The 18,750-nt window shown below is 73.6% G+C and carries 14 protein-coding genes; 10 read left to right on the plus strand and 4 right to left on the minus strand.

Annotation, left to right across the window (positions count from 1 at the left end; all coding sequences use genetic code 11):
- The first annotated feature begins 6 nt into the window (after positions 1–6).
- The 5 genes from OG802_RS13805 (at position 7) to OG802_RS13825 (ending at position 9,400) form a co-directional block, all read left to right on the plus strand.
- Positions 7–1,350, plus strand: coding sequence for a carbohydrate ABC transporter permease (locus OG802_RS13805; protein WP_443055239.1), 1,344 nt, complete (start codon positions 7–9; stop codon positions 1,348–1,350).
- 20 nt (positions 1,351–1,370) lie between these two features.
- On the plus strand, positions 1,371–2,198 hold the full coding sequence (locus OG802_RS13810; protein WP_329417051.1) for a carbohydrate ABC transporter permease: 828 nt from the start codon (positions 1,371–1,373) through the stop codon (positions 2,196–2,198).
- 161 nt (positions 2,199–2,359) lie between these two features.
- Positions 2,360–4,726, plus strand: coding sequence for a bifunctional glycosyltransferase/CDP-glycerol:glycerophosphate glycerophosphotransferase (locus OG802_RS13815; RefSeq protein WP_329410504.1), 2,367 nt, complete (start codon positions 2,360–2,362; stop codon positions 4,724–4,726).
- Between the two features lie 169 nt (positions 4,727–4,895).
- On the plus strand, positions 4,896–7,139 hold the full coding sequence (locus OG802_RS13820; protein ID WP_329410506.1) for a bifunctional glycosyltransferase/CDP-glycerol:glycerophosphate glycerophosphotransferase: 2,244 nt from the start codon (positions 4,896–4,898) through the stop codon (positions 7,137–7,139).
- Positions 7,140–7,144: 5 nt separating this feature from the next.
- Positions 7,145–9,400, plus strand: a complete 2,256-nt coding sequence (locus tag OG802_RS13825; RefSeq protein WP_329410508.1) for a bifunctional glycosyltransferase/CDP-glycerol:glycerophosphate glycerophosphotransferase — start codon at positions 7,145–7,147, stop codon at positions 9,398–9,400.
- A 7-nt stretch (positions 9,401–9,407) separates the two neighbouring features.
- Here OG802_RS13825 and OG802_RS13830 read toward each other — a convergent pair whose 3' ends face one another.
- Positions 9,408–10,883 carry a hypothetical protein gene (locus tag OG802_RS13830; RefSeq protein WP_329410510.1) on the minus strand — a complete coding sequence of 492 codons (1,476 nt, stop codon included), beginning with the start codon at positions 10,881–10,883 and terminating at the stop codon, positions 9,408–9,410.
- Positions 10,884–11,008: 125 nt separating this feature from the next.
- Between OG802_RS13830 and OG802_RS13835 the strand changes: the two genes are divergently transcribed.
- Positions 11,009–11,764 (plus strand): hypothetical protein, encoded by a 756-nt coding sequence (locus OG802_RS13835; RefSeq protein WP_329410512.1) that lies wholly within the window; start codon positions 11,009–11,011, stop codon positions 11,762–11,764.
- 178 nt (positions 11,765–11,942) lie between these two features.
- Here the strand turns inward: OG802_RS13835 and OG802_RS13840 are convergent, their stop codons facing one another.
- A complete protein-coding gene (locus OG802_RS13840) occupies positions 11,943–12,356 on the minus strand; it encodes an organic hydroperoxide resistance protein (protein ID WP_329410514.1) in 414 nt (137 codons plus the stop codon).
- A gap of 118 nt (positions 12,357–12,474) precedes the next feature.
- Between OG802_RS13840 and OG802_RS13845 the strand changes: the two genes are divergently transcribed.
- On the plus strand, positions 12,475–13,014 hold the full coding sequence (locus OG802_RS13845; protein ID WP_329410516.1) for a MarR family winged helix-turn-helix transcriptional regulator: 540 nt from the start codon (positions 12,475–12,477) through the stop codon (positions 13,012–13,014).
- Here OG802_RS13845 and OG802_RS13850 read toward each other — a convergent pair.
- Positions 12,962–14,515 carry a glycosyltransferase family 39 protein gene (locus OG802_RS13850; protein WP_329417052.1) on the minus strand — a complete coding sequence of 518 codons (1,554 nt, stop codon included), beginning with the start codon at positions 14,513–14,515 and terminating at the stop codon, positions 12,962–12,964. The two genes, OG802_RS13845 and OG802_RS13850, sit on opposite strands and share 53 nt — an antisense overlap.
- A 172-nt stretch (positions 14,516–14,687) precedes the next feature.
- Between OG802_RS13850 and OG802_RS13855 the strand changes: the two genes are divergently transcribed.
- Positions 14,688–15,953 (plus strand): glycosyltransferase family 87 protein, encoded by a 1,266-nt coding sequence (locus tag OG802_RS13855; protein WP_329410518.1) that lies wholly within the window; start codon positions 14,688–14,690, stop codon positions 15,951–15,953.
- A gap of 77 nt (positions 15,954–16,030) precedes the next feature.
- On the opposite strand, the gene OG802_RS13860 is transcribed toward OG802_RS13855, so the two are convergent.
- Complete coding sequence (locus OG802_RS13860) at positions 16,031–16,678, minus strand: TetR/AcrR family transcriptional regulator (protein WP_329410520.1); 648 nt, start codon at positions 16,676–16,678, stop codon at positions 16,031–16,033.
- 170 nt (positions 16,679–16,848) lie between these two features.
- On the opposite strand from OG802_RS13860, the gene OG802_RS13865 reads away from it, so the two are divergent.
- Together OG802_RS13865 and OG802_RS13870 are read left to right on the plus strand one after the other, a co-directional pair.
- Complete coding sequence (locus OG802_RS13865) at positions 16,849–17,766, plus strand: ABC transporter permease (RefSeq protein ID WP_329410522.1); 918 nt, start codon at positions 16,849–16,851, stop codon at positions 17,764–17,766.
- The gene (locus tag OG802_RS13870; RefSeq protein ID WP_443055240.1) at positions 17,759–18,610 is read left to right on the plus strand and encodes an ABC transporter ATP-binding protein; all 852 of its coding nucleotides are present in this window, start codon (positions 17,759–17,761) and stop codon (positions 18,608–18,610) included. The genes OG802_RS13865 and OG802_RS13870 overlap by 8 nt, the downstream gene beginning before the upstream one ends.
- The last annotated feature ends 140 nt before the right edge of the window (positions 18,611–18,750 follow it).

Here is an 18,750-nt window from a genome sequence, read left to right on the forward strand (position 1 = left end):
GCGGCGATGACGACGCCCAAGGCGGCGGGGGCTCCCGGGGCCCCCGCCCCGCCTCGCACGCGCAAGAGCGTGACCGGCACGCGCAAGACCGTGGCAGCGCTGTTCCTGCTGCCGGCCCTGGTGCTGCTCGGCGCGCTCGTGGTCTACCCCATCGGGTACTCGGTCGTCCGCAGCTTCTACGACCAGTCCGGCGACGGTTTCGCCGGCGTCGACAACTACAGGGCGCTCTTCACGGACGACGGCATCCGCACCGCCCTGAAGAACAACGTGATCTGGGTGGTGTTCGCGCCGACGGTCGCGACCGCGCTCGGTCTGATCTTCGCGGTGCTCACCGAACGGGTGCGCTGGGGCACCGCGTTCAAGCTGGTCGTCTTCATGCCGATGGCGATCTCCATGCTCGCCGCCGGCATCATCTTCCGGCTGGTCTACGACCAGGACCCGGACAAGGGCGTCGCCAACGCGGTCTGGGTGGGCGTGCACGACACGTTCGCCGAGGCGTCGGCGTTCCCCAAGGCCCACCCGGGCCGCGACTCCCCGCTCACGGCCGACGGCGGCGGCTTCATCACCAAGGCACCCGTCCGGGCCGGCGTCCCGGTCTCCCTGCCCCTGGTCGGCGTGCCCCCGGACCAGATGCCCGACGGCGCGGACAAGGCCGTGAAGGCACGGCCCGAGCAGGGCGCGGTCACCGGCACCGCCTGGCAGGACTTCACCCGCGGCAAGGGCGTCGGCGCCCTCGGGGTGCCCGATCCGTCCGAACTGGGCTACGCCGGCATGCGGATCGAGGCGGTGAAGGACGGCAAGGTCGTGGCGTCGGCGAAGGCCGCCGACGACGGCACCTTCTCACTGCCCGCCGAGGCGGACGGGGCGCGACTGAGGCTGCCCGCCGCCAACTTCACGGAGGCGTACAACGGCCTGGACTGGCTGGGCCCGTCGCTGGTCACCCCGGCGATCATCGGCTCCTACATCTGGATGTGGGCCGGGTTCGCGATGGTGCTGATCGCGGCCGGCCTGGCGGGCGTGCCCCGTGAGCTGCTGGAGGCCGCTCGCGTCGACGGCGCCACCGAGTGGCAGGTGTTCCGCAGGGTCACCGTCCCGCTGCTCGCGCCCGTCCTCGCGGTGGTCGCCGTCACGCTGATGATCAACGTGCTGAAGGTGTTCGACCTGGTGTTCATCATCGCGCCGGGCTCCTCGCAGGACGACGCCAACGTGCTCGCCCTGGAGCTGTACCGCAAGGGCTTCTCCGAGGACCAGCCGGGCATCGCCAGCGCCATCGCGGTGTTCCTGCTGCTCCTGGTGATCCCGGTGATGTGGTTCAACGTGCGCAGGCTGCGGCGGGAGGTGCGGCGGTGACCGGGCGACTCGAATGGGTCATGAACAAGCTCAACGGGGGGCTGGTCCGCGCCTTCCTGATCGTCGTCGGCCTGTTCTGGCTGGTGCCGACCGTCGGGCTGCTGATCTCCTCGCTGCGCGCTCCCGAGGACATGAGCGCGAGCGGCTGGTGGGAGGTGTTCTCCAAGCCCTCCCAACTCACGTTCGACAGCTACCAGAAGCTGCTGGAGAACGGCGACATCACCGGTTCGCTGGTCAACACCGTGCTCATCACGGTGCCGGCGACGGTGCTGGTCGTGGTCATCGGCTCGCTCGCGGGCTACGCGTTCGCGTGGATGGAGTTCCCGGGGCGGGACTGGTGGTTCCTGGCCGTCGTCGGGCTGCTGGTCGTGCCCGTGCAGGTGGCGCTCATCCCGATCGCCGAACTGTTCGGCAAGATCGGCCTGTTCGGGAACATCCTGGGCGTCATCCTGTTCCACGTCGGGTTCGGACTGCCGTTCGCGGTGTTCCTGCTGCGCAACTTCTTCGCGGAGATCCCCCGCGAGCTGCTGGAGGCGGCGCGGCTGGACGGGGCGGGCGAACTGCGGCTGTTCGCGCGGGTCGTGATGCCGCTGGGCGGTCCGGCGATCGCGTCGCTGGGCATCTTCCAGTTCCTGTGGGTGTGGAACGACATGCTGGTCGCGCTGGTGTTCACCAACGCCGACAGCCAGCCGATCACGGTCGCCCTCCAGACGCAGGTGAGGCAGTTCGGCAACAACATCGACGTGCTGGCGCCCGGCGCGTTCATCTCGATGGTGGTCCCGCTGGCCGTGTTCTTCGCGTTCCAGCGGCAGTTCGTGTCCGGCGTGATGGCGGGCGCCGTCAAGTAGCCGACAAGGCACCGGAGAAGGGGGGTGGGCCGGGTCGCCGGCCCGCCCCCGTCCGTTCGTCCGGAGTCCCCCGTATGCCGCGCGAACCGTAACCAAGTCACTCCATCGGCCGTTTCCGGGCAAGGCCCTGTCTTCAGCCCGCACCGACCCATGGATGTGCTTTGCCCAGGTTCAGTGTCATCGTCCCCGCGTACAAGGTTCAGGCGTATCTGCACGAGTGCCTCGAATCGGTGCTGTCCCAGTCGTACACCGATCTCGAACTGATCGCCGTCGACGACAGCTCGCCGGACGCCTGCGGCGAGATCATCGACGAGTTCGCGGCCCGGGACACGCGCGTGCGGGCCGTGCACCTGCCGGAGAACGTCGGCCTGGGCCGGGCCCGCAACGCCGGCCTGGAGCGGGCCACCGGCGACTACCTGCTGTTCCTCGACTCCGACGACACCCTCACCCCGGACGCGCTGCGCGCGATCGCCGCCCGGCTGGAGCAGACGGGCGAGCCGGACATCCTGGTCTACGACTACGCGAGCACGTACTGGACGGGCGAGGCCGTCCGCAACAAGTTCGCCGGGCAGCTCACCGAGGACGGGCCGGCTCCGTTCCGGCTCCAGGACCGCCCCGGACTGCTCAGGGTGCTGATGGTGGCCTGGAACAAGGCCTACCGGCGGGAGTTCGTGCAGCGCACGGGGCTGCGGTTCCCGCCCGGCTACTACGAGGACGCGCCGTGGACGTACCCGGCGCTGATGACGGCGCGCACGCTGGCCACCCTGGACCGGGTCTGCGTCCACTACCGCCAGCGCCGCCGGGGCAACATCCTGTCCACCACGAGCCGGGGGCACTTCGACGTCTTCGAGCAGTACGACCGGGTCTTCGCTTTCATCGAACAGCGCCCCGAACTGGCCTGCTGGCGGCCGGTGTTGTTCCGCCGCATGGTCGACCACCTGTCGACCGTGTTCACCAAGCGGGACCGGCTGCCGCGCGGCTCGCGCGCCGAGTTCCTGCGCAAGGCCCGCGCCCACTACCGCCGTTACCGCACCCCCGGCGCGTCGCTCTCGCTGCGCGGCCGGCTGCGCCACACCCTGGTCCACTTCGGCGTGCACCGCACCTACCGGGCGCTGGAGGCGTCCATGACCCTGCGCAGGCGCACCCACAAGGCGGTCGCGAAACTCGCCCGCGCCCTGCGGGCGGCCCTGCTCCAGGCCCACTACCGCATCCAGCTGCGGCTGCCGCTGCGCGCGGACCGCGCCGTGTTCGCCGCGTACTGGGGCCGTGGCCACGGCTGCAACCCGGGCGCGCTGGAGGCCGCGTTCCGCGCCCTGGCGCCGCAGGTGCGCACGGCGTGGATCGCCCGCCCCGAGCACCAGGACGCCGTCCCGCCGGGCCCGCGCCGGGTGCGGCCGGGCACGGCCGCCTACTGGACGGCGCTGGCCCGCTCCAAGTACCTGGTGAACAACGTCAACTTCGACCGTCGGCTGGTCAAGCGCCCCGGCCAGGTCTTCGTCCAGACCCAGCACGGCACTCCCCTCAAGCACATGGGCCTCGACCTCCAGGACCGTCCGGCGGCCGCCCGCGGCATGGACTTCGACGAGCTGCTGCGGGGCGTCGACAAGTGGGACTACGTCCTGTCCGCGAACCGCCACACCACGCTCACCTGGGAGCGGGTCTATCCGGGCGGCTACGAGACCCTCGAGTACGGCTATCCCCGCAACGACGTCTTCCAGCAGGCGACGCAGCGGGACGTGGCCCGGCTGCGCGAGTCCCTCGGCATCCCCCGCGACGCGGTCGCCGTCCTGTACGCGCCCACCCACCGCGACTACCGCCGCACCCAGCGCTGCCCGCTCGACCTGGAGCGCGTCCTGCGCCGGCTGGGACCGCGCTTCGTGATCCTGGCCCGCGCCCACTACTGGCAGGACCCGCTCGTCGACCGCCCCGCGCCCGGCATCGTCGACGTCAGCGGACACCCGAGCGTGGAGGACCTCTGCCTCGCCTCGGACGCCCTGGTCACCGACTACTCGTCGCTGATGTTCGACTACGCCAACCTGGACCGCCCGATCGTGGTGCACGCCGACGACCGGGAGGCCTACGAGGCGGCCCGCGGCACCTACTTCGACCTGCGCTCCTTCCCGCCGGGCGCGGTCGCGCGCAGCGAGGACGAACTGGTCGACATCTTCACCACCGGTCACTGGCGCGGCTCGCGCTCGGCGCAGCTGCGCGCCGCGTTCCGCGAGCGGTTCTGCCCGCACGACGACGGCCGCGCCGCCGAGCGCGTGGTGCGGCGGGTGGTGCTGGGCGAGCCCGAGCCGCTCCCGGTGACGCCGCTCGCCGAGCGCCGGCCCGCACCGTCGGCTGCGGCGACGGCGACGGCGGGGGCGACGGGGGTCGTGCCGGCGCCCGCCGCGGGCGGTTCGCCGGCCGGGCCGGCCGCCGGGTCCGCCGCCGAGCCGCAGGAGGCGCAGGGGGCGGCGTCGGGGCGGCCGCGTGCCGTCGTGCCGCGGCCCGCCGGCCCGCGTTCCGTCGCCGACCGCCGCTGACCCGCCGTCCCGCCCCACGGGAGTCCGCATGCCCACCGGTTCGTCACGGCCCACCCCGACCAGGCCGTCCACCTGGCGCCCGACCGGGCGCCCCGGCCGCGGTCGTACGGCCTGAGCACCAGGCACCGCCCCGACCCGACACCACACGACCCGACACAGAAAGAACAGCATGCCCCGCTTCAGCATCATCGTCCCGTCCTACGGGGACGGGGGTCCCCCCGGCCGTGTGGACACGAGAGTGGGGGAGGGCCGGCTGTCCCTGGCGCTGGACTCCGTCCTCGCCCAGTCCTACGACGACGTCGAGGTCATCGCGGTCGCCGACGCGCCCGACTCGGTCGCCGCCGCCGTCGCCGCCCGCCACGCGCGGCGCGATGCCCGGGTGACGCCCGTGCGGTCACGGCCGTCGCAGGGCCTCGCCGGAGCGCGCAACGCCGGGATGCGGGCGGCGACCGGGACGTACCTGCTGTTCCTCGACGGCGACGACACCCTCGCCCCGGGCGCCCTGGCGGCGCTGGACGCCCGTCTCGCCGAGACCGGCGACGTGGACGTCCTGTACGCCGAGCACGAGCGCGTCCCCTGGTGGGAGGGCGAGGCCACGAACCCGGCGGCGGCGCTGCTGGCGACGGCGCCGAAGGACGCGTTCGCCCCCGTCGAGGCCCCCCACGTGACGGGGGTGCGGCTGCCGGTGTGGGGCACGCTCTACCGAAGGTCGTTCCTCGACGGACACGCACTCGTCTTCCCCGAGGGGCACTTCACCGACGTCGGCTTCGCCGGGCTGGCCGGCGTGCACGCGGGCCGGGTCGCGGTGCTGCGGTCGGTCGTCGTACGGCATCTGCTGCGGCGCCAGGGCGACCCGCTGAATCAGCCGGGCGCCCACCACATGGACCTGCTGGCGCAGATCGAGCTGGTGCTGACGCGGGCGGCCGACACGGGACTGTCCGAGGACCGGTCGGGCCCGCTGTTCGAGCAGCTCTTCGCGGCCGCCCTGAAGACCGCCGCGCACCCCACCCGGCTGGCCGGGCACCGCCGGGCCTTCTTCCGGCGCGCGGGCAGGCTGTACCGGCGGCACCGCCCGGCCGGATACCGCCGCCCCGCCGGCAGCCTCGGCGTGCAGCACCGCCTGCTCGCGACGGGCGCGTACACCGCGTTCCGGGCGCTGCGCGGCGCCAACCGCAAGGCCGCGGCGGCCGTCCGGCGGATGCCCCGCGCCCGCACGCTGCGCACCCGGCTGTACTACCGCAGCCAGCTGCTGCGCCCCCTCGACCCCGGCCTGGCCGTGTACTGCGCCTACTGGGGCCGCGGTTACGCCTGCAACCCGGCCGCGATCCACGCCAAGGCCGCCGAACTCGCCCCGCACATCCGCTCGGTGTTCCTCGTCGAGGCCGGCCAGGAGCACACCCTGCCGGAGGGCGTCGAGCACGCCGTCATCGGCAGCCGCCGCTACTGGCAGGCGCTGGCCCGCGCCACGTACCTCGTCAACAACGCCAACTTCGAGGGCGCCGTCGTCAAACGCCGGGGCAGCGTGCACCTGTCGACGCAGCACGGCACCCCGCTGAAGAAGATGGGCGTGGAGCAGGCCGACCACCCGGTGGTCGCCGCCGCCACCGGCAGCTTCGACCGGCTGCTCGGCCGGATCGACCGCTGGGACTACAACCTCAGCTCCAACCGGCTGTCCACCGAGGTGTGGGAGCGGTCCTTCCCGTCCTCGTACGAGATGCTCGAGTACGGCTACCCCCGCAACGACGTCTACTACACGGCGACGGCGGACGACGTGCGCCGGGCGCGCGAGCGGCTCGGGGTGCCCGAGGGCCGCACCGCGGTCCTGTACGCGCCCACCCACCGCGACCACGACGCCGGCTCCGACACCCGCCTCGACCTCGGGGCGCTGTGCGACGCCCTCGGCGACGGCTTCGTCGTCCTGCTGCGCGCCCACTACTTCCACGACGACGACCGGGCCCGCGCGCGCGACGGGCGGATCATCGACGTCACCGGGCACCGCTCGTCGGAGGACGTCTGCCTCGCGGCGGACGCCCTCGTCACCGACTACTCGTCGATCGTGTTCGACTACGCCAACCTCGACCGTCCCGTCGTCGTGTACGCCGACGACTGGGACGTGTACCGCGAGACGCGCGGGGTGACCTTCGACTTCCTCGCCTGCCCGCCGGGCCCGGTCGCCCGCACCCCCGGGGAGCTGGCCGACGTGTTCCGCTCCGGCCGCTGGGCGGGCCCCGAGGCGGACGGGCTGCGCGCCCGCTTCCGCGCCCGGTTCTGCGAGTTCGACGACGGCCGCGCCGCCGAGCGCGTCGTGCGCCGGGTGCTGCTCGGGGAGCCGGCCGAGCGCATCGAGCCCGCCGTCCCGCTCCCCCGGCGTACGCCCGCGCCCGCCGCCGTGCCGACCTCTCCGAGGAGCTGACCCACGTGCCCCGCTTCAGTGTCATCGTCCCCGTCTTCAAGGTGCAGGGCTTCCTGCGCGAATGCCTCGACTCCGTGCTCGGCCAGTCGTTCGCCGACCTCGAGGTGATCGCCGTCGACGACTGCTCGCCCGACGGCTGCGGAGCGATCCTCGACGAGTACGCGGCGCGCGACCCGCGGCTGAAGGCCGTCCACCTGCCGGAGAACGTCGGTCTGGGCCGCGCCCGCAACGCGGGCCTGCCGCACGCCACCGGCGACTACGTCCTGTTCCTCGACAGCGACGACCGCTACACCCCCGGGCTGCTGCGCGCGGTCGCCGACCGGCTCGACGCGACCCGCGACCCCGACATCCTGGTCTTCGACCACGTCCGCACCCACTGGTGGGGCCGGGCGGGCCGCAGCGACGCCGCGGGCCTCCTCGAACAGGCCGGCGCCGGCGCCTTCGCCGTCCGTGAGCACCCCGAGTACCTGCGGCTGTTCCTGGTCGCCTGGAACAAGGCCTACCGGCGGGACTTCTTCGTCGGCCACGGCTTCCAGTACCGGCCGGGGCTGTACGAGGACGCGCCCGTCACCTACCAGACGATGGTCACGGCCGAGCGGATCGCCTGTCTGGACCGGGTGGGCGTCGAGTACCGGCAGCGACGCCAGGGCGCGATCACCCGGACCCCCGGACGCCGGCACTTCGACATCTTCGAGCAGTACGAGGGGCTGTTCGCGTACCTCGCCGAGCGGCCCGGCCTCGACTGGGCGCGGCCGCTGCTGTTCGAACGGGCGCTGGACCACATGCTGTTCGCGGTGGCCCGCCCCGAACGGGTGCTGCGCGGCGACCGCAAGGAGTTCTACCGCCGGATCCGCGCCTTCTACCGCCGGCATGTGCCGCCGGGCTTCGTGCCGCCGCCGGACAGCCGCCGCGCGGAGATCCGGCTGCTGGGGCTCGCCCCCTACCACCGCGCCCACCTGGGGCTCGGCCTGTGGCGGCGCGGCTCCCTGGCGGCGGGGCGCAGGGCGGCCCGGCTGCGCGAGGCGCTCGCCCGGCAGGTCAGGCGGTGCTGGTACCGCCTCCAGCTGCGGCTGCCGCTGGACTCCTCCCTCGCCGTGTACTCCGCCGGGCACAGCCGCGCGGTGACCGGCGACCCGCTGGCGGTCCAGGAGCGGGCCGCCGAACTCGCCCCGCACGTGCGGGGGGTGTGGGTCGTCCATCCCGACGCGGTGGACCGGGTGCCGCCGGGGACCGACTTCGTGACGACGGGGTCCTGGCGCTACTACCGGGTGATGGCCCGCGCCAAGCACTGGGTCAACGACTGCAACTGGGCCGGCGACCTGGTGAAGCGCCGGGGGTCGGTGCACGTCCAGACCCACCGCGGCACCCCGCTGAAGTACATGGCGCTGGACCTCCTCGACCGGCCGGGCGCCCGGCACGGCGCCGACGTGCGCGGCATGCTGCGGCGCAGCGACCGCTGGGACGTCAGCCTGGTCGCCAACCGGCACTCCGAGGAGGTCTGGCAGCGGGCCTACCCCTGTCACTTCGCGTCGCTGCGCAGCGGGAGCCCCCGCAACGACGTCCTGGTGCGGGGCGGGGACGGGCGCGGCGCGCGGCTGCGGGCGCGGCTGGGCGTCGAGGCGTCGGAGACGGTCGTGCTGTACGCGCCGACCCCGCGCGACTACCGCAAGGGCCGTCACGTCTGGCGGGTGGACCTGGAGAACCTGGCCGCCTCGCTCGCTCCCGGTCACCGCCTCCTGGTGCGGCTGCATCCCGGCCTGGCCCGGCACCACGAGCGGGCGCTGGTGTTGCGCGACCTGCACCGGCGCGGCGCGCTGATCGACGTCACCGACGAGCGGCACGTGGAGGACGTGCTGCTCGCCGCGGACGCCCTGGTCACCGACTATTCGGCGCTGATGTTCGACTACGCCCTGCTGGACCGGCCGATCGTGGTGCACGCCGACGACTGGGCCGCCTACCGGGCGGCCCGGGGCGCCTACTTCGACATCACCGCCGAGCCGCCGGGGCATGTGACGCGCTCGGACGAGGAGCTGGTGAAGACGTTCACCTCGGGGGCCTGGCGGGACGCCGAGTCGGCCCGGCTGCGGGCGGCGTTCCGGGAGCGGTTCTGCGAGTTCGACGACGGCCGCGCCGCGGAACGCGTGGTGCGGCGGGTCCTGCTGGGCGAGGCGCCGGGCACGGCGGGCGGCGACGACGCCGGCGCCGTCGTCAGGATCCCCGGGGCCGCCGGCCGCTCGGCGCGGCTGCCGGAGTACAGCTGAGCGTCGGTCAGCGGGCGGCCGGGGCCGGGACGCGCCGGTCGTCCGCGTGCGGGGGCCCGGCCGCGTCCGGCTCCGGCCCCCGTGCGACGCGGCGGCGCACATGGCTCTCCAGCAGCAGCGGGATCCCGCACACGGGCAGCAGCATCGCCATCACCATCAGCCGGGGCCCGACGGACATCTCCGGGTGCCCGGCCTGGTTCGCCAGGCCCGCCAGGGCGATGCCGGCGAGCACGCAGGCGAACGGCCGGTGGTGGCGGACGGCGCCCCACGCCCCGCAGACGAGCAGCAGCAGGACCAGGGGCTGGGTGAGCGCGTCGCGCAGCCACTCCCGCCAGAAGGCGAGGCTCAACCGCCAGAACTCGGGCCCCACGTCGCCGACCGGACTCCTCGTGTAGTGCACGGAGAGCAGTTCCTGGAGGCTCTCCCCGGTGCTGGGCAGCCCGAAGACGGCGACGACCAGCTCGATCGCCGCGGCGAGCGCCGCCGCCGTCACGAGGAGCACCCGCTCCGGGCGCGGCGGACGCTCCCCGCGCAGCCGACGCGCGCCCAGGAGCACCGCCGCCATGACGGCGATCCCGGCGACGACGAGCAGCGTCTGCGCGTACTTGACGACCGCCGCGCCCGCGAAGGCCAGGACGGCGATCGCCGTCCCCGACGCCACGCGCCCCCGGAGCAGGCGGGCGCAGCCGAGGAGCGCGGCGAGCAGCAGGCACAGCAGCAGCCCTTCGCACTGGGGCAGCATCGCCTCCTTTCCCGTCGGCAGCGCGTAGTACAGCACCTGCCCGGTCAGGGCCAGGGGAACGGACACCCCGAGCGTGCGCAGGACGAGCACGACGAGGCCGCTGCCCGCGACGGTCGCCACGAGCGCGGCCAGCCACAGGCCGGCGACCGGCCCGAGCCCGCTGACGAAGGGCACGGTGAACAGGGGGTAGCCGGGCCTGGTCGCGAAGATCTCGGACATCCGCGGGTCGCTGAAGAGCGCCATGTACCCGGTGACGTCCTCACGCCGGGCGTTGCGCGCGACGCGCTCCCCCATCGTCCGCCGGCACTCCCGCTCGGCGCTCCGGCCGGCGTCGTGCTCGCGGTAGTGGGCGAGGTCGGCGCTGTCGCGCTGCGCCGAACCGACCCGCACGCTGTCGCAGAAGTAGTCCAGCGCCCGCCGGGAGGCCTCCTCGCGGCCGAGCCCTTGCAGCATGTAGCTGTGCGCCAGGTACTGGCGGGTGTCCATGACCGCGCGGCCCTGCGTCCGGTCGGACTGCGCGGCGGCGAACAGCAGGGCGAGGACGAAGAACCAGAGCAGGAGGACGCGTCGCTCGTTCGGCCGGGACGACGGAGCCGACGGGGGCGGCAGGGACGTCAGGGATGCCGAGGACGACGGCGACGACGGCGACGGCGGGGGCGGCGAGGACGGCAGGGGCGGCGGACAGGGAGGGGAGGGCGGGGACGGCGGTCGACGGAGCCGGTCGGTTCTCCACATGGTCACCTGGCCTATCATGCGTTTCAGCACGATATCGACCGGTATGAACCGCGTCGTGGTCACGAGCGTCGGGATCCACCGTGCGGCCCAGCCGCCGGGAACACGGCCCCGGGAGAGGGATTGCGCGAGCGATGCGCCCCACCGTCCGCCCCCTCCGGCGCCCGGCGCCGTACCGGCTCCTCGGCGCCCTGCTCTGGCTCGCGATGTCGCTGGCGTACTGGCGCGAGCCGGCGAGCCGCGCGGCCGTGGCCGGGCCGGCCGCCCTGCTGGTGCTGCTCACCGGGACCGGCCGGTTCACCCGCATGCTGACGGACCGCCCGTGGGCGCCGGTCCTCGGCCTGTTCGCCGTGGCCTGGCTGTGGGGCGGCCGCCTCACGGGGCCGTCCGCGGGCGGGGCGGCCCTCGGGGCGGCGGGGGGCGGGCTCGCCGTCCGGTCGGCGTTCGCGGTCGGACTGACCTTATGGGCGTGGACGGCGACGGGCTCGCGCGCGGGAGCGGTGCGCTGCCGCGTCCGCTACGTCGGCCCCGGCGGCCTCAGAAGCCCCTGGGGGTACGCCTGGCTGGGCGCGCTGTACGCCCTGATCGCAGTGGTGGACCCGGTGACGTTCGTCGTGGCGGCGGTCGGGGCGGCGACGCTGGTGGCGGGCTGGGAGCGCGAGGGGCGGGGGGTGGCGGGCCGGTGGGCGCTCACCGCCGTGTCGCCGGCGACGGCCCTGTGCCTGCGACGGTCCGTCGGCGCCCTCGCCCCGGCCGGGGGCTCCGGCACGGACCTGCTGCGCGAGCCGCTGCGGCAGGGGGCGGCCGGGCATGTGTGGCTGGTGCTCGTGGGACTGCCCGCGCTGCTGCTGGCGGCCTGGCGATCCAAGCGGGAGCTGGGCCGGCACTGACGCGAACGCCGGGGAACGCGCACGCCCGGAAGGAGCGAACGCCGGGGAACGCGAGCGCCGGGGGCGGATCCGCTCCCCGGCGTGCGGCCGGCGACTGCCGGCGAACGGGCGGCGCCGGCCACTGCCCGGCGCCCCCCCAAATTCGATGACGACTGCTCGATGACGTCCGCGATGGCGACTACTCGATGACGAGGTCGACCGGGATGTTGCCGCGGGTGGCGTTGGAGTAGGGGCAGACCTGGTGGGCCTGCTCGACCAGCTTGCGGCCGGTCGCCTCGTCCACCGACTCGGGCAGCTCGACGCGCAGCGTCACCTTCAGCGCGAAGCCCTCACCCTGCTGGCCTATGCCGACCTCGGCGGTCACCGCGGCGTCGCTGACGTCGACCTTCGCCTGGCGGCCGACGAGGCCCAGCGCGCTGCCGAAGCAGGCGGCGTAACCGGCGGCGAACAGCTGCTCCGGGTTGGTGCCCTGACCGTTGCCGCCCAGCTCCGCGGGCATGGCCAGCGCCAGGTCGATCTTGCCGTCGGAGGAGACGGCGCGTCCCTCGCGGCCATGGGTGGCGGTGGCGACAGCGGTGTAGAGCGCGTCCATGGAAAACCATCCCTCTCAGGTCGTTGCGGCGGCCCGGTCCGGCCGCCTCACGGAGACAAGTAGAGCACACAATTAAATTGGGCACAACCAAATGACGCGGCAGGGTTACCCTGAAGACATGACCGCCCCACAGCCCTCCGTCGGCCAGGAGAACGCCGAGCACTCCGAGCACTCCGAGCACTCCGAGCACGCCGAGCACGCCGAGAACTGGCTGCGTCTGGACCGGCAGATCTGCTTCTCGCTGCACGCCGCCTCGCGCGCCTTCAACGGCGTCTACCGGGTGATCCTCAAGGACCTCGGGCTGACCTATCCGCAGTACCTGGTGATGCTGGTCCTGTGGGAGCAGGGCCCGCTGCCCGTGAAGCGGCTGGGCGAGCACCTGCGCCTGGACTCGGGCACGCTCTCCCCGCTGCTCAAGCGGCTGGAGGCGGCCGGTCTGGTGCGCCGCGAGCGCAGCGCCCGCGACGAGCGCTCGGTGGAGGTCCGGCCGACCGCGGCGGGCGCGGACCTGCGGGAGCGGGCGCTGGAGGTGCCCCGCAGGATCGTCTCCGCCACCGGCTTCGAACTGACCGAGCTGGCCGCGCTGCGCGCGCGGCTGGACGAGCTCACCTCGGCGTTGGACTCGGCGACCGCCCAGGAGGCGCAAGGGACGCCGTAGCGGGGCGGCGGACGTAGAGGCGGAGGGTCACGCCGTCGCGTTCGCCCTCCCAGCGGGGGACGAACCGTTCCTCCACGGCGACGAGCTTGAGTCGCTCGGTGGGCTCGCCGGGGAACCAGCGCGAGCGCAGCGCGTACGGCTCGGCCAGGACCCAGAGCCGGTTCACCGAGGCGAGCCGGCGTTGCAGCTCCCGGGGGCCGACCTCGCGCCCGTACAGCGTGCCCGACTCCGGGCCGGCCGCCCGCAGCGCGAGATCGCGCACCCCCCGGAACCCGTTCGGGTAGGCGAGCGCCGTCCGCCGCCCGAGGGACGGCAGGAACAGCACCGGGTCGCCGGGGCGGACTTCACGGGCCGTCAGGGCGGAGACGGCGGCGAGGTCGTCCGGCCGGTGGGCCAGGGTGCGGTACTCGCGGTGCAGCGGGAGCAGGCCGAGGAAGACCAGGGCCGCGGCGAGCGCGCCCGCCGCGGCGACCGCCCACGGGCGCGCCTTGCGGCCCGCGAGCGCGGCCAGTCGGTCGGCGCCGGCGGCGATCAGCAGCGGCGCCCCCGCGAGGGCGTAGAGCACGTAGCGGTCGTGGTAGAGCGGCTTGACCTGCGAGATCAGCATCAGGAGGGCGGGCGGCACGATCATCAGCGGCGCGGCGAAGGCCGCCGTGCGCCCCGCCGTCAGCCCCAGGGCCATCAGGGCGAGGCAGCCCCAGAACACCGGCCCGCCCGGACCGGCGGCGAAGTTGCGCAGCAGCCTCTCGGCGCTCTCCCAGTCCGGCACGGGCAGCCACTCCACCTGCTGGGACTGCCCGCTGGAGACCAGCGCCAGCGGCAGCAGGGCGACGACCGCCGCCCCGGCCGCCCGCGCCCACGCCCCCCACACCCGCCGGGGTGCGCGCAGCAGCGCGAGCGTGAGCGCGTGCGCGCAGAGCACCAGGACGGCCAGCTCGTGCAGCAGACACGTCACCGCGACGAGGCCGCCGTAAGCCCACCAGACGCGCCGCCGTGGGGACTTCACCCGCGCGACGGCCCCGGCGCCGGCGTAAGCCTTCGCGTCGGCATCGGCATCGGCATCGGCATCGGCCTCCGCACCGGCATCGGCGTCCCCGCGCTCGTCCAGCGCCCGGGCGAGCAGCAGCGTCGCGCCTGCCGCGCCCGCCGCGACCAGCGCGTAGGAGCGGCCCTCCTGCGCGTAGTGGCCGGCGAGCGGGGTCACCGCGTACAGCAGGCCCGCCCACAGGCCGACGCGGGGCCGGGCCAGCCGCGCCCCGAGGGCGGCGACCAGGGCGGCGGTGGCGGCGGCGCCGCAGACCGAGGGCAGCCGCAGCACGACCTCGCCCGGACGGACGGCGAGGACGACGTGCATGAACAGGTAGTAGAGGCCGTGCACCGCGTCCACCTCGTGCAGCAACCGCCAGATCTGCGGCACGGTGCGCCGTGCGACCTGGAAGGTGACGGCCTCGTCACGCCACATGCCGCCGCGGTCGAGGCCCCACAGCCCGACAGCGGACATGACGGCCGCGGGGACGGCGACGGCCAGGACTCGGGTACGGGCTGTCTTCTGCGAGCGTCCACACACCACGGCGCCGATTCTGCGGTGCATGTCTGCCCATCATGGCGATTGACGGCTCATTAGGTATGCAATGGAGCAAAAGAGACAGTCATCCTGGTTACCATCCGCCGTGATGGACATCACGAAGCACCGTCACCGCCGCCTCCCGGCCCTCGCGCTCGCGTGGCTCGTCACCCGCGCCCTGATGCTGTGGCTGCTCGTCCACAGCGCCTCGCCGCTGCTGGGCGGCGGGCGGGTGGCCCGCGAGGTGTGGGGCCTGTACCACCGCTGGTACGGCGTCCTCGTCCACGGCGACCTTCCCGCGCACGACCCGCTGTGGCAGTACCCGCCCGGCGCCGGCCCGGTCCTGCTGTCGCCCGCGCTGCTCCCGGGCCTGACGTACTTCCAGGCCTTCGTCGCCCTCACCGTCGCAGCCGACGCCGTGATCCTCCTGACGCTGGCCCGCGCGGGCGCCCGCCCCGGCCGCTCCCTGCTCGGCGCGGCTCTGTGGACCGGTGGACTCCCGCTGCTGCTGCACATCCCCCTCGTGCGCTACGACGTGCAGGTCACCGCCCTCGCCGTGCTGTCTCTCGCGTCCCTGTCGCGCTCCCCGCGCGCGGGCGGCGCGCTCGCCGCACTCGGCGCGGTGGTGAAGGTGTGGCCGGCGCTGGTGCTGCTGGGCACGCCGCGGGGCCGCGAGAGCGGGTCGGCGTGGCGTTCGGCGGCGACGACGGGAGCCTGCGCGCTGGCGCTCCTGGCCCTGGCGTTCCGCGACCCCCTGTCCTTCCTGCTGCAACAGGGCGCGCGGGGCGTGCAGATCGAGTCCCTGGGCGGCACCGCCCTCTCCCTCGCCTCGCACGCCGGATGGCCGGGCACGGCCCGCTACCGGTACGGCGCGATGGAGTTCGTCGGCCCCTACGTCTCCTCCGTCGCCCACGCCTCGCTGGCGCTCACCGCCGTGGCCCTCGCCCTGCTGGTGCTGTGGCGCGTCCGCTCCCGCCGGCACACCCGGGCCACGCCCTGCGACGCCGCCCTGAGCGCCGTCCTGCTGTTCACCGTCACCAGCAGGGTGATCAGCCCGCAGTACATGATCTGGCTGCTCGGCCTGGCCGCCGTCTGCCTGACCTCACGGCACACCACCCAGCGCCCGGTGGCCCTGCTGCTGCTGGCGGCGACCGCGGTCAGCACGCTGATCTACCCCATGCACTACTGGGAGGTCATCAGCTGTTCCTGGACCGGCACGACCCTGATGCTCGTCCGCAACGGCCTGCTGACCTGGGCCGCCTGCCTCTCCTACCGGCGCCTGTGGCGCACCGCCCCGCCCCCGCCGCCCACCGTCACGAGAACCCGCCCCCAGCTCCGGACCACCCCCCGGACCCGGACCTCCGCCTCCCTCTGAACCGCGAGGGGCTCGGCGCCGCCGGCGGTTCGCGGGGTGGGGGCAGGCGGTGGCGCGGCGGGGGGCCGGGCCGTCGGTCACAGGGCTCTGATCGCCGCCGAGGTGGCCCGGGCCAGGGCGGCCAGGTAGCCCTTGGGGAGCTTCGGGCTGCGGATGACGACCGAGCGCCAGTAGAGCGGGCCGGAGATCAGGTCGAGGGCCAGTTCCCCGTTCAGGCCGGCGCGCAGCTCACCGCGCCGCTCGGCCGCCGCCACGATCTTCAGGGCGACCTCCTCCTGGCCCTCCTTCAGCGCCTTCTGCAGGGCCTCGGCGATCTCGGGGTTGCGGGCCGCCTCGGCCTGGAGGTCGGGGATGATCTGCGAGGCCACCGGGTGGCGCAGCGCGCGCGAGGTCAGTTCGTAGAGCATGCGCAGGTCGCCCTCCAGGCTGCCCGTCTCCGGGGCGGGCAGGCCCTGCACGGCGATGGCCGAGACGATGTCGAGGACCAGGTGCAGCTTGGAGCGCCAGCGCCGGTACACCGCGGTCTTGCCCACGCCGGCGCGGCGGGCGATGCCCTCGATGGACATCCGTGCGTAGCCGACGGTCGCGAGTTCCTCGAACACGGCGGCCCGGATGGCTTCCGTCACATCCTCGCGGAGCACGGCCGCGCCCGCGGGCGCCCTGCGGCGCGGGCGCACCTGGGGTCCGTCGGCGTTCGTCGCGTCAGTCGTCATGCCGACCAGCATAGGGCGTTACGACGAAACGGTTGCGTCCCGACGTCGATTCGGCCTACTCTCACGTTGCGACGATACGGACCCGTCCCGACGTAAGAAAACGTGAAGAAAAGCGTAAGGAAACGTCGTGCGACGTCGTGCCGGACGCCCGCGCCCCCTCCCCCCGAGTGAAAGCAGCGGATGTGAGTCAGGTCCTCCACACACCGCCCCGTACCGAGGCCGTGCCCCATGGCGACCTCGCGGCCCTGGCGGCCCGGCACGGCCTCACGGTCAGCGGCGCCCGTCCTTCCCTGCCGGAGTACATCCGCCAGCTCTGGGCGCGCCGCCACTTCATCACCGCGTTCGCCACCGCCAAGCTCACCACGACCTACAGTCAGGCGAAGCTCGGCCAGGTCTGGCAGGTGATGACCCCGCTGCTGAACGCGGCGGTGTACTACTTCATCTTCGGTGTGCTGCTGAACACCAAGCGGGGCGTGGCCGACTTCATCCCGTTCCTGGTCACGGGCGTCTTCGTGTGGACGTTCACCCAGACCTCGATCATGACCGGCACCCGCGCCATCTCCAGCAACATCGGCCTGGTGCGCGCCCTGCACTTCCCGCGCGCCGCGCTGCCGATCTCGTTCTGCCTCCAGCAGTTGCAGCAGCTGCTGTTCTCGATGGCCGCCCTGGTGTTCATCCTGCTCGCCGTCGGCGTCCCGCCGTCGCTGTCCTGGTTCCTCGTGATCCCGGCCCTGACGCTGCAGTTCGTCTTCAACGCCGGCGTCTCCATGGTCATGGCCCGGCTGGGCGCCAAGACCCCCGACATCGCCCAGCTGATGCCGTTCGTGCTGCGCACCTGGATGTACATCTCCGGTGTGATGTGGAGCATCGAGAACCTGATCAAGCAGCACCACGGCATGCCGCCCTGGCTCGGCGACCTGCTGCGGGCCAACCCCGCCGCCGTCTACATCGACCTGATGCGCTTCGCGTTCATCGACACCTTCCACGCGAGCCAGCTCCCGCCCCACGTGTGGCTGGTCGCCACCGGCTGGGCGCTGTTCGCCGGCGTCGGCGGGTTCATCTACTTCTGGAAGGCTGAGGAGACGTACGGCCGTGGCTGACATCACCGACACCGCACCCCGCACCGCCCCCGCCGAGCCCGTCGACGAGCGGTCCCCGACCGTCATCGCGGACAGCGTCGACATCGTCTACCGCGTCAACGGCACCGTCGGCGGCAAGGGCAGCGCGACCGCCGCCCTCAACCGCATCGTGCGCCGCAAGCAGGCCGAGAAGGCGTCGGGCGTGCGCACCGTGCACGCCGTCAGGAACGTCTCGTTCGTCGCCTACAAGGGCGAGGCGATCGGGCTGATCGGGACCAACGGCTCCGGCAAGTCGACCCTGCTCAAGGCGATCGCCGGCCTGCTCCCCGTGGAACGCGGCAGGATCTACACCGACGGCCAGCCCTCCCTTCTCGGCGTCAACGCGGCCCTGATGAGCGACCTGACCGGCGAGCGCAACGTCTACCTCGGCGGCCTGGCCATGGGCATGACGCGCGAGCAGATCAAGGAGCGCTACCAGGAGATCGTCGACTTCTCCGGCATCAACGAGAAGGGCGACTTCATCTCCCTGCCCATGCGCACCTACTCCTCCGGCATGGGCTCCCGGCTGCGGTTCTCCATCGCCGCCGCCAAGGACCACGACGTCCTTCTCATCGACGAGGCCCTGGCCACCGGCGACGCCAAGTTCCGCAACCGCTCCGCGGAACGCATCCGCGAGATGCGCGAGCACGCCGGCACCGTGTTCCTCGTCAGCCACAGCAACAGCTCGATCCTGGAGACCTGCGAGCGCGCCCTGTGGCTGGAGCGCGGCGAACTGCGCATGGACGGCCCCGCGGAGGACGTCGTCAAGGCCTACGAGGCCTTCACGTCGGACCCCAAGGCCAAGAAGAAGCCCGCGGCCAAGTAAACGCACCCGCCCGCACCCGCCCGCCCGCCACGACCGGCCGCGCCGCACGAGAGGCGGGACGCGGGACGCGGGACGCTGGACGTGTCACGTCATCGAAGGGGCCCCCGAGCCGTACGGCTCGGGGGCCCCTTCAGCGCACC

This window comes from Streptomyces sp. NBC_00704, from assembly GCF_036226605.1.
In the GTDB taxonomy this organism is placed as follows: domain Bacteria; phylum Actinomycetota; class Actinomycetes; order Streptomycetales; family Streptomycetaceae; genus Streptomyces.

Excerpts from the sequence above, each read along its gene's own strand:
- OG802_RS13805 (WP_443055239.1), top strand. The coding sequence starts at position 7 with ATGACGACGCCCAAGGCGGCGGGGGCTCCCGGGGCCCCCGCCCCGCCT.
- OG802_RS13810 (WP_329417051.1), top strand. The coding sequence starts at position 1,371 with ATGAACAAGCTCAACGGGGGGCTGGTCCGCGCCTTCCTGATCGTCGTC.
- OG802_RS13820 (WP_329410506.1), top strand. The coding sequence starts at position 4,896 with ATGCCCCGCTTCAGCATCATCGTCCCGTCCTACGGGGACGGGGGTCCC.
- OG802_RS13835 (WP_329410512.1), top strand. The coding sequence starts at position 11,009 with ATGCGCCCCACCGTCCGCCCCCTCCGGCGCCCGGCGCCGTACCGGCTC.
- OG802_RS13840 (WP_329410514.1), bottom strand. The coding sequence starts at position 12,356 with ATGGACGCGCTCTACACCGCTGTCGCCACCGCCACCCATGGCCGCGAG.
- OG802_RS13845 (WP_329410516.1), top strand. The coding sequence starts at position 12,475 with ATGACCGCCCCACAGCCCTCCGTCGGCCAGGAGAACGCCGAGCACTCC.
- OG802_RS13850 (WP_329417052.1), bottom strand. The coding sequence starts at position 14,515 with ATGTCCGCTGTCGGGCTGTGGGGCCTCGACCGCGGCGGCATGTGGCGT.
- OG802_RS13855 (WP_329410518.1), top strand. The coding sequence starts at position 14,688 with ATGGACATCACGAAGCACCGTCACCGCCGCCTCCCGGCCCTCGCGCTC.
- OG802_RS13860 (WP_329410520.1), bottom strand. The coding sequence starts at position 16,678 with ATGCTGGTCGGCATGACGACTGACGCGACGAACGCCGACGGACCCCAG.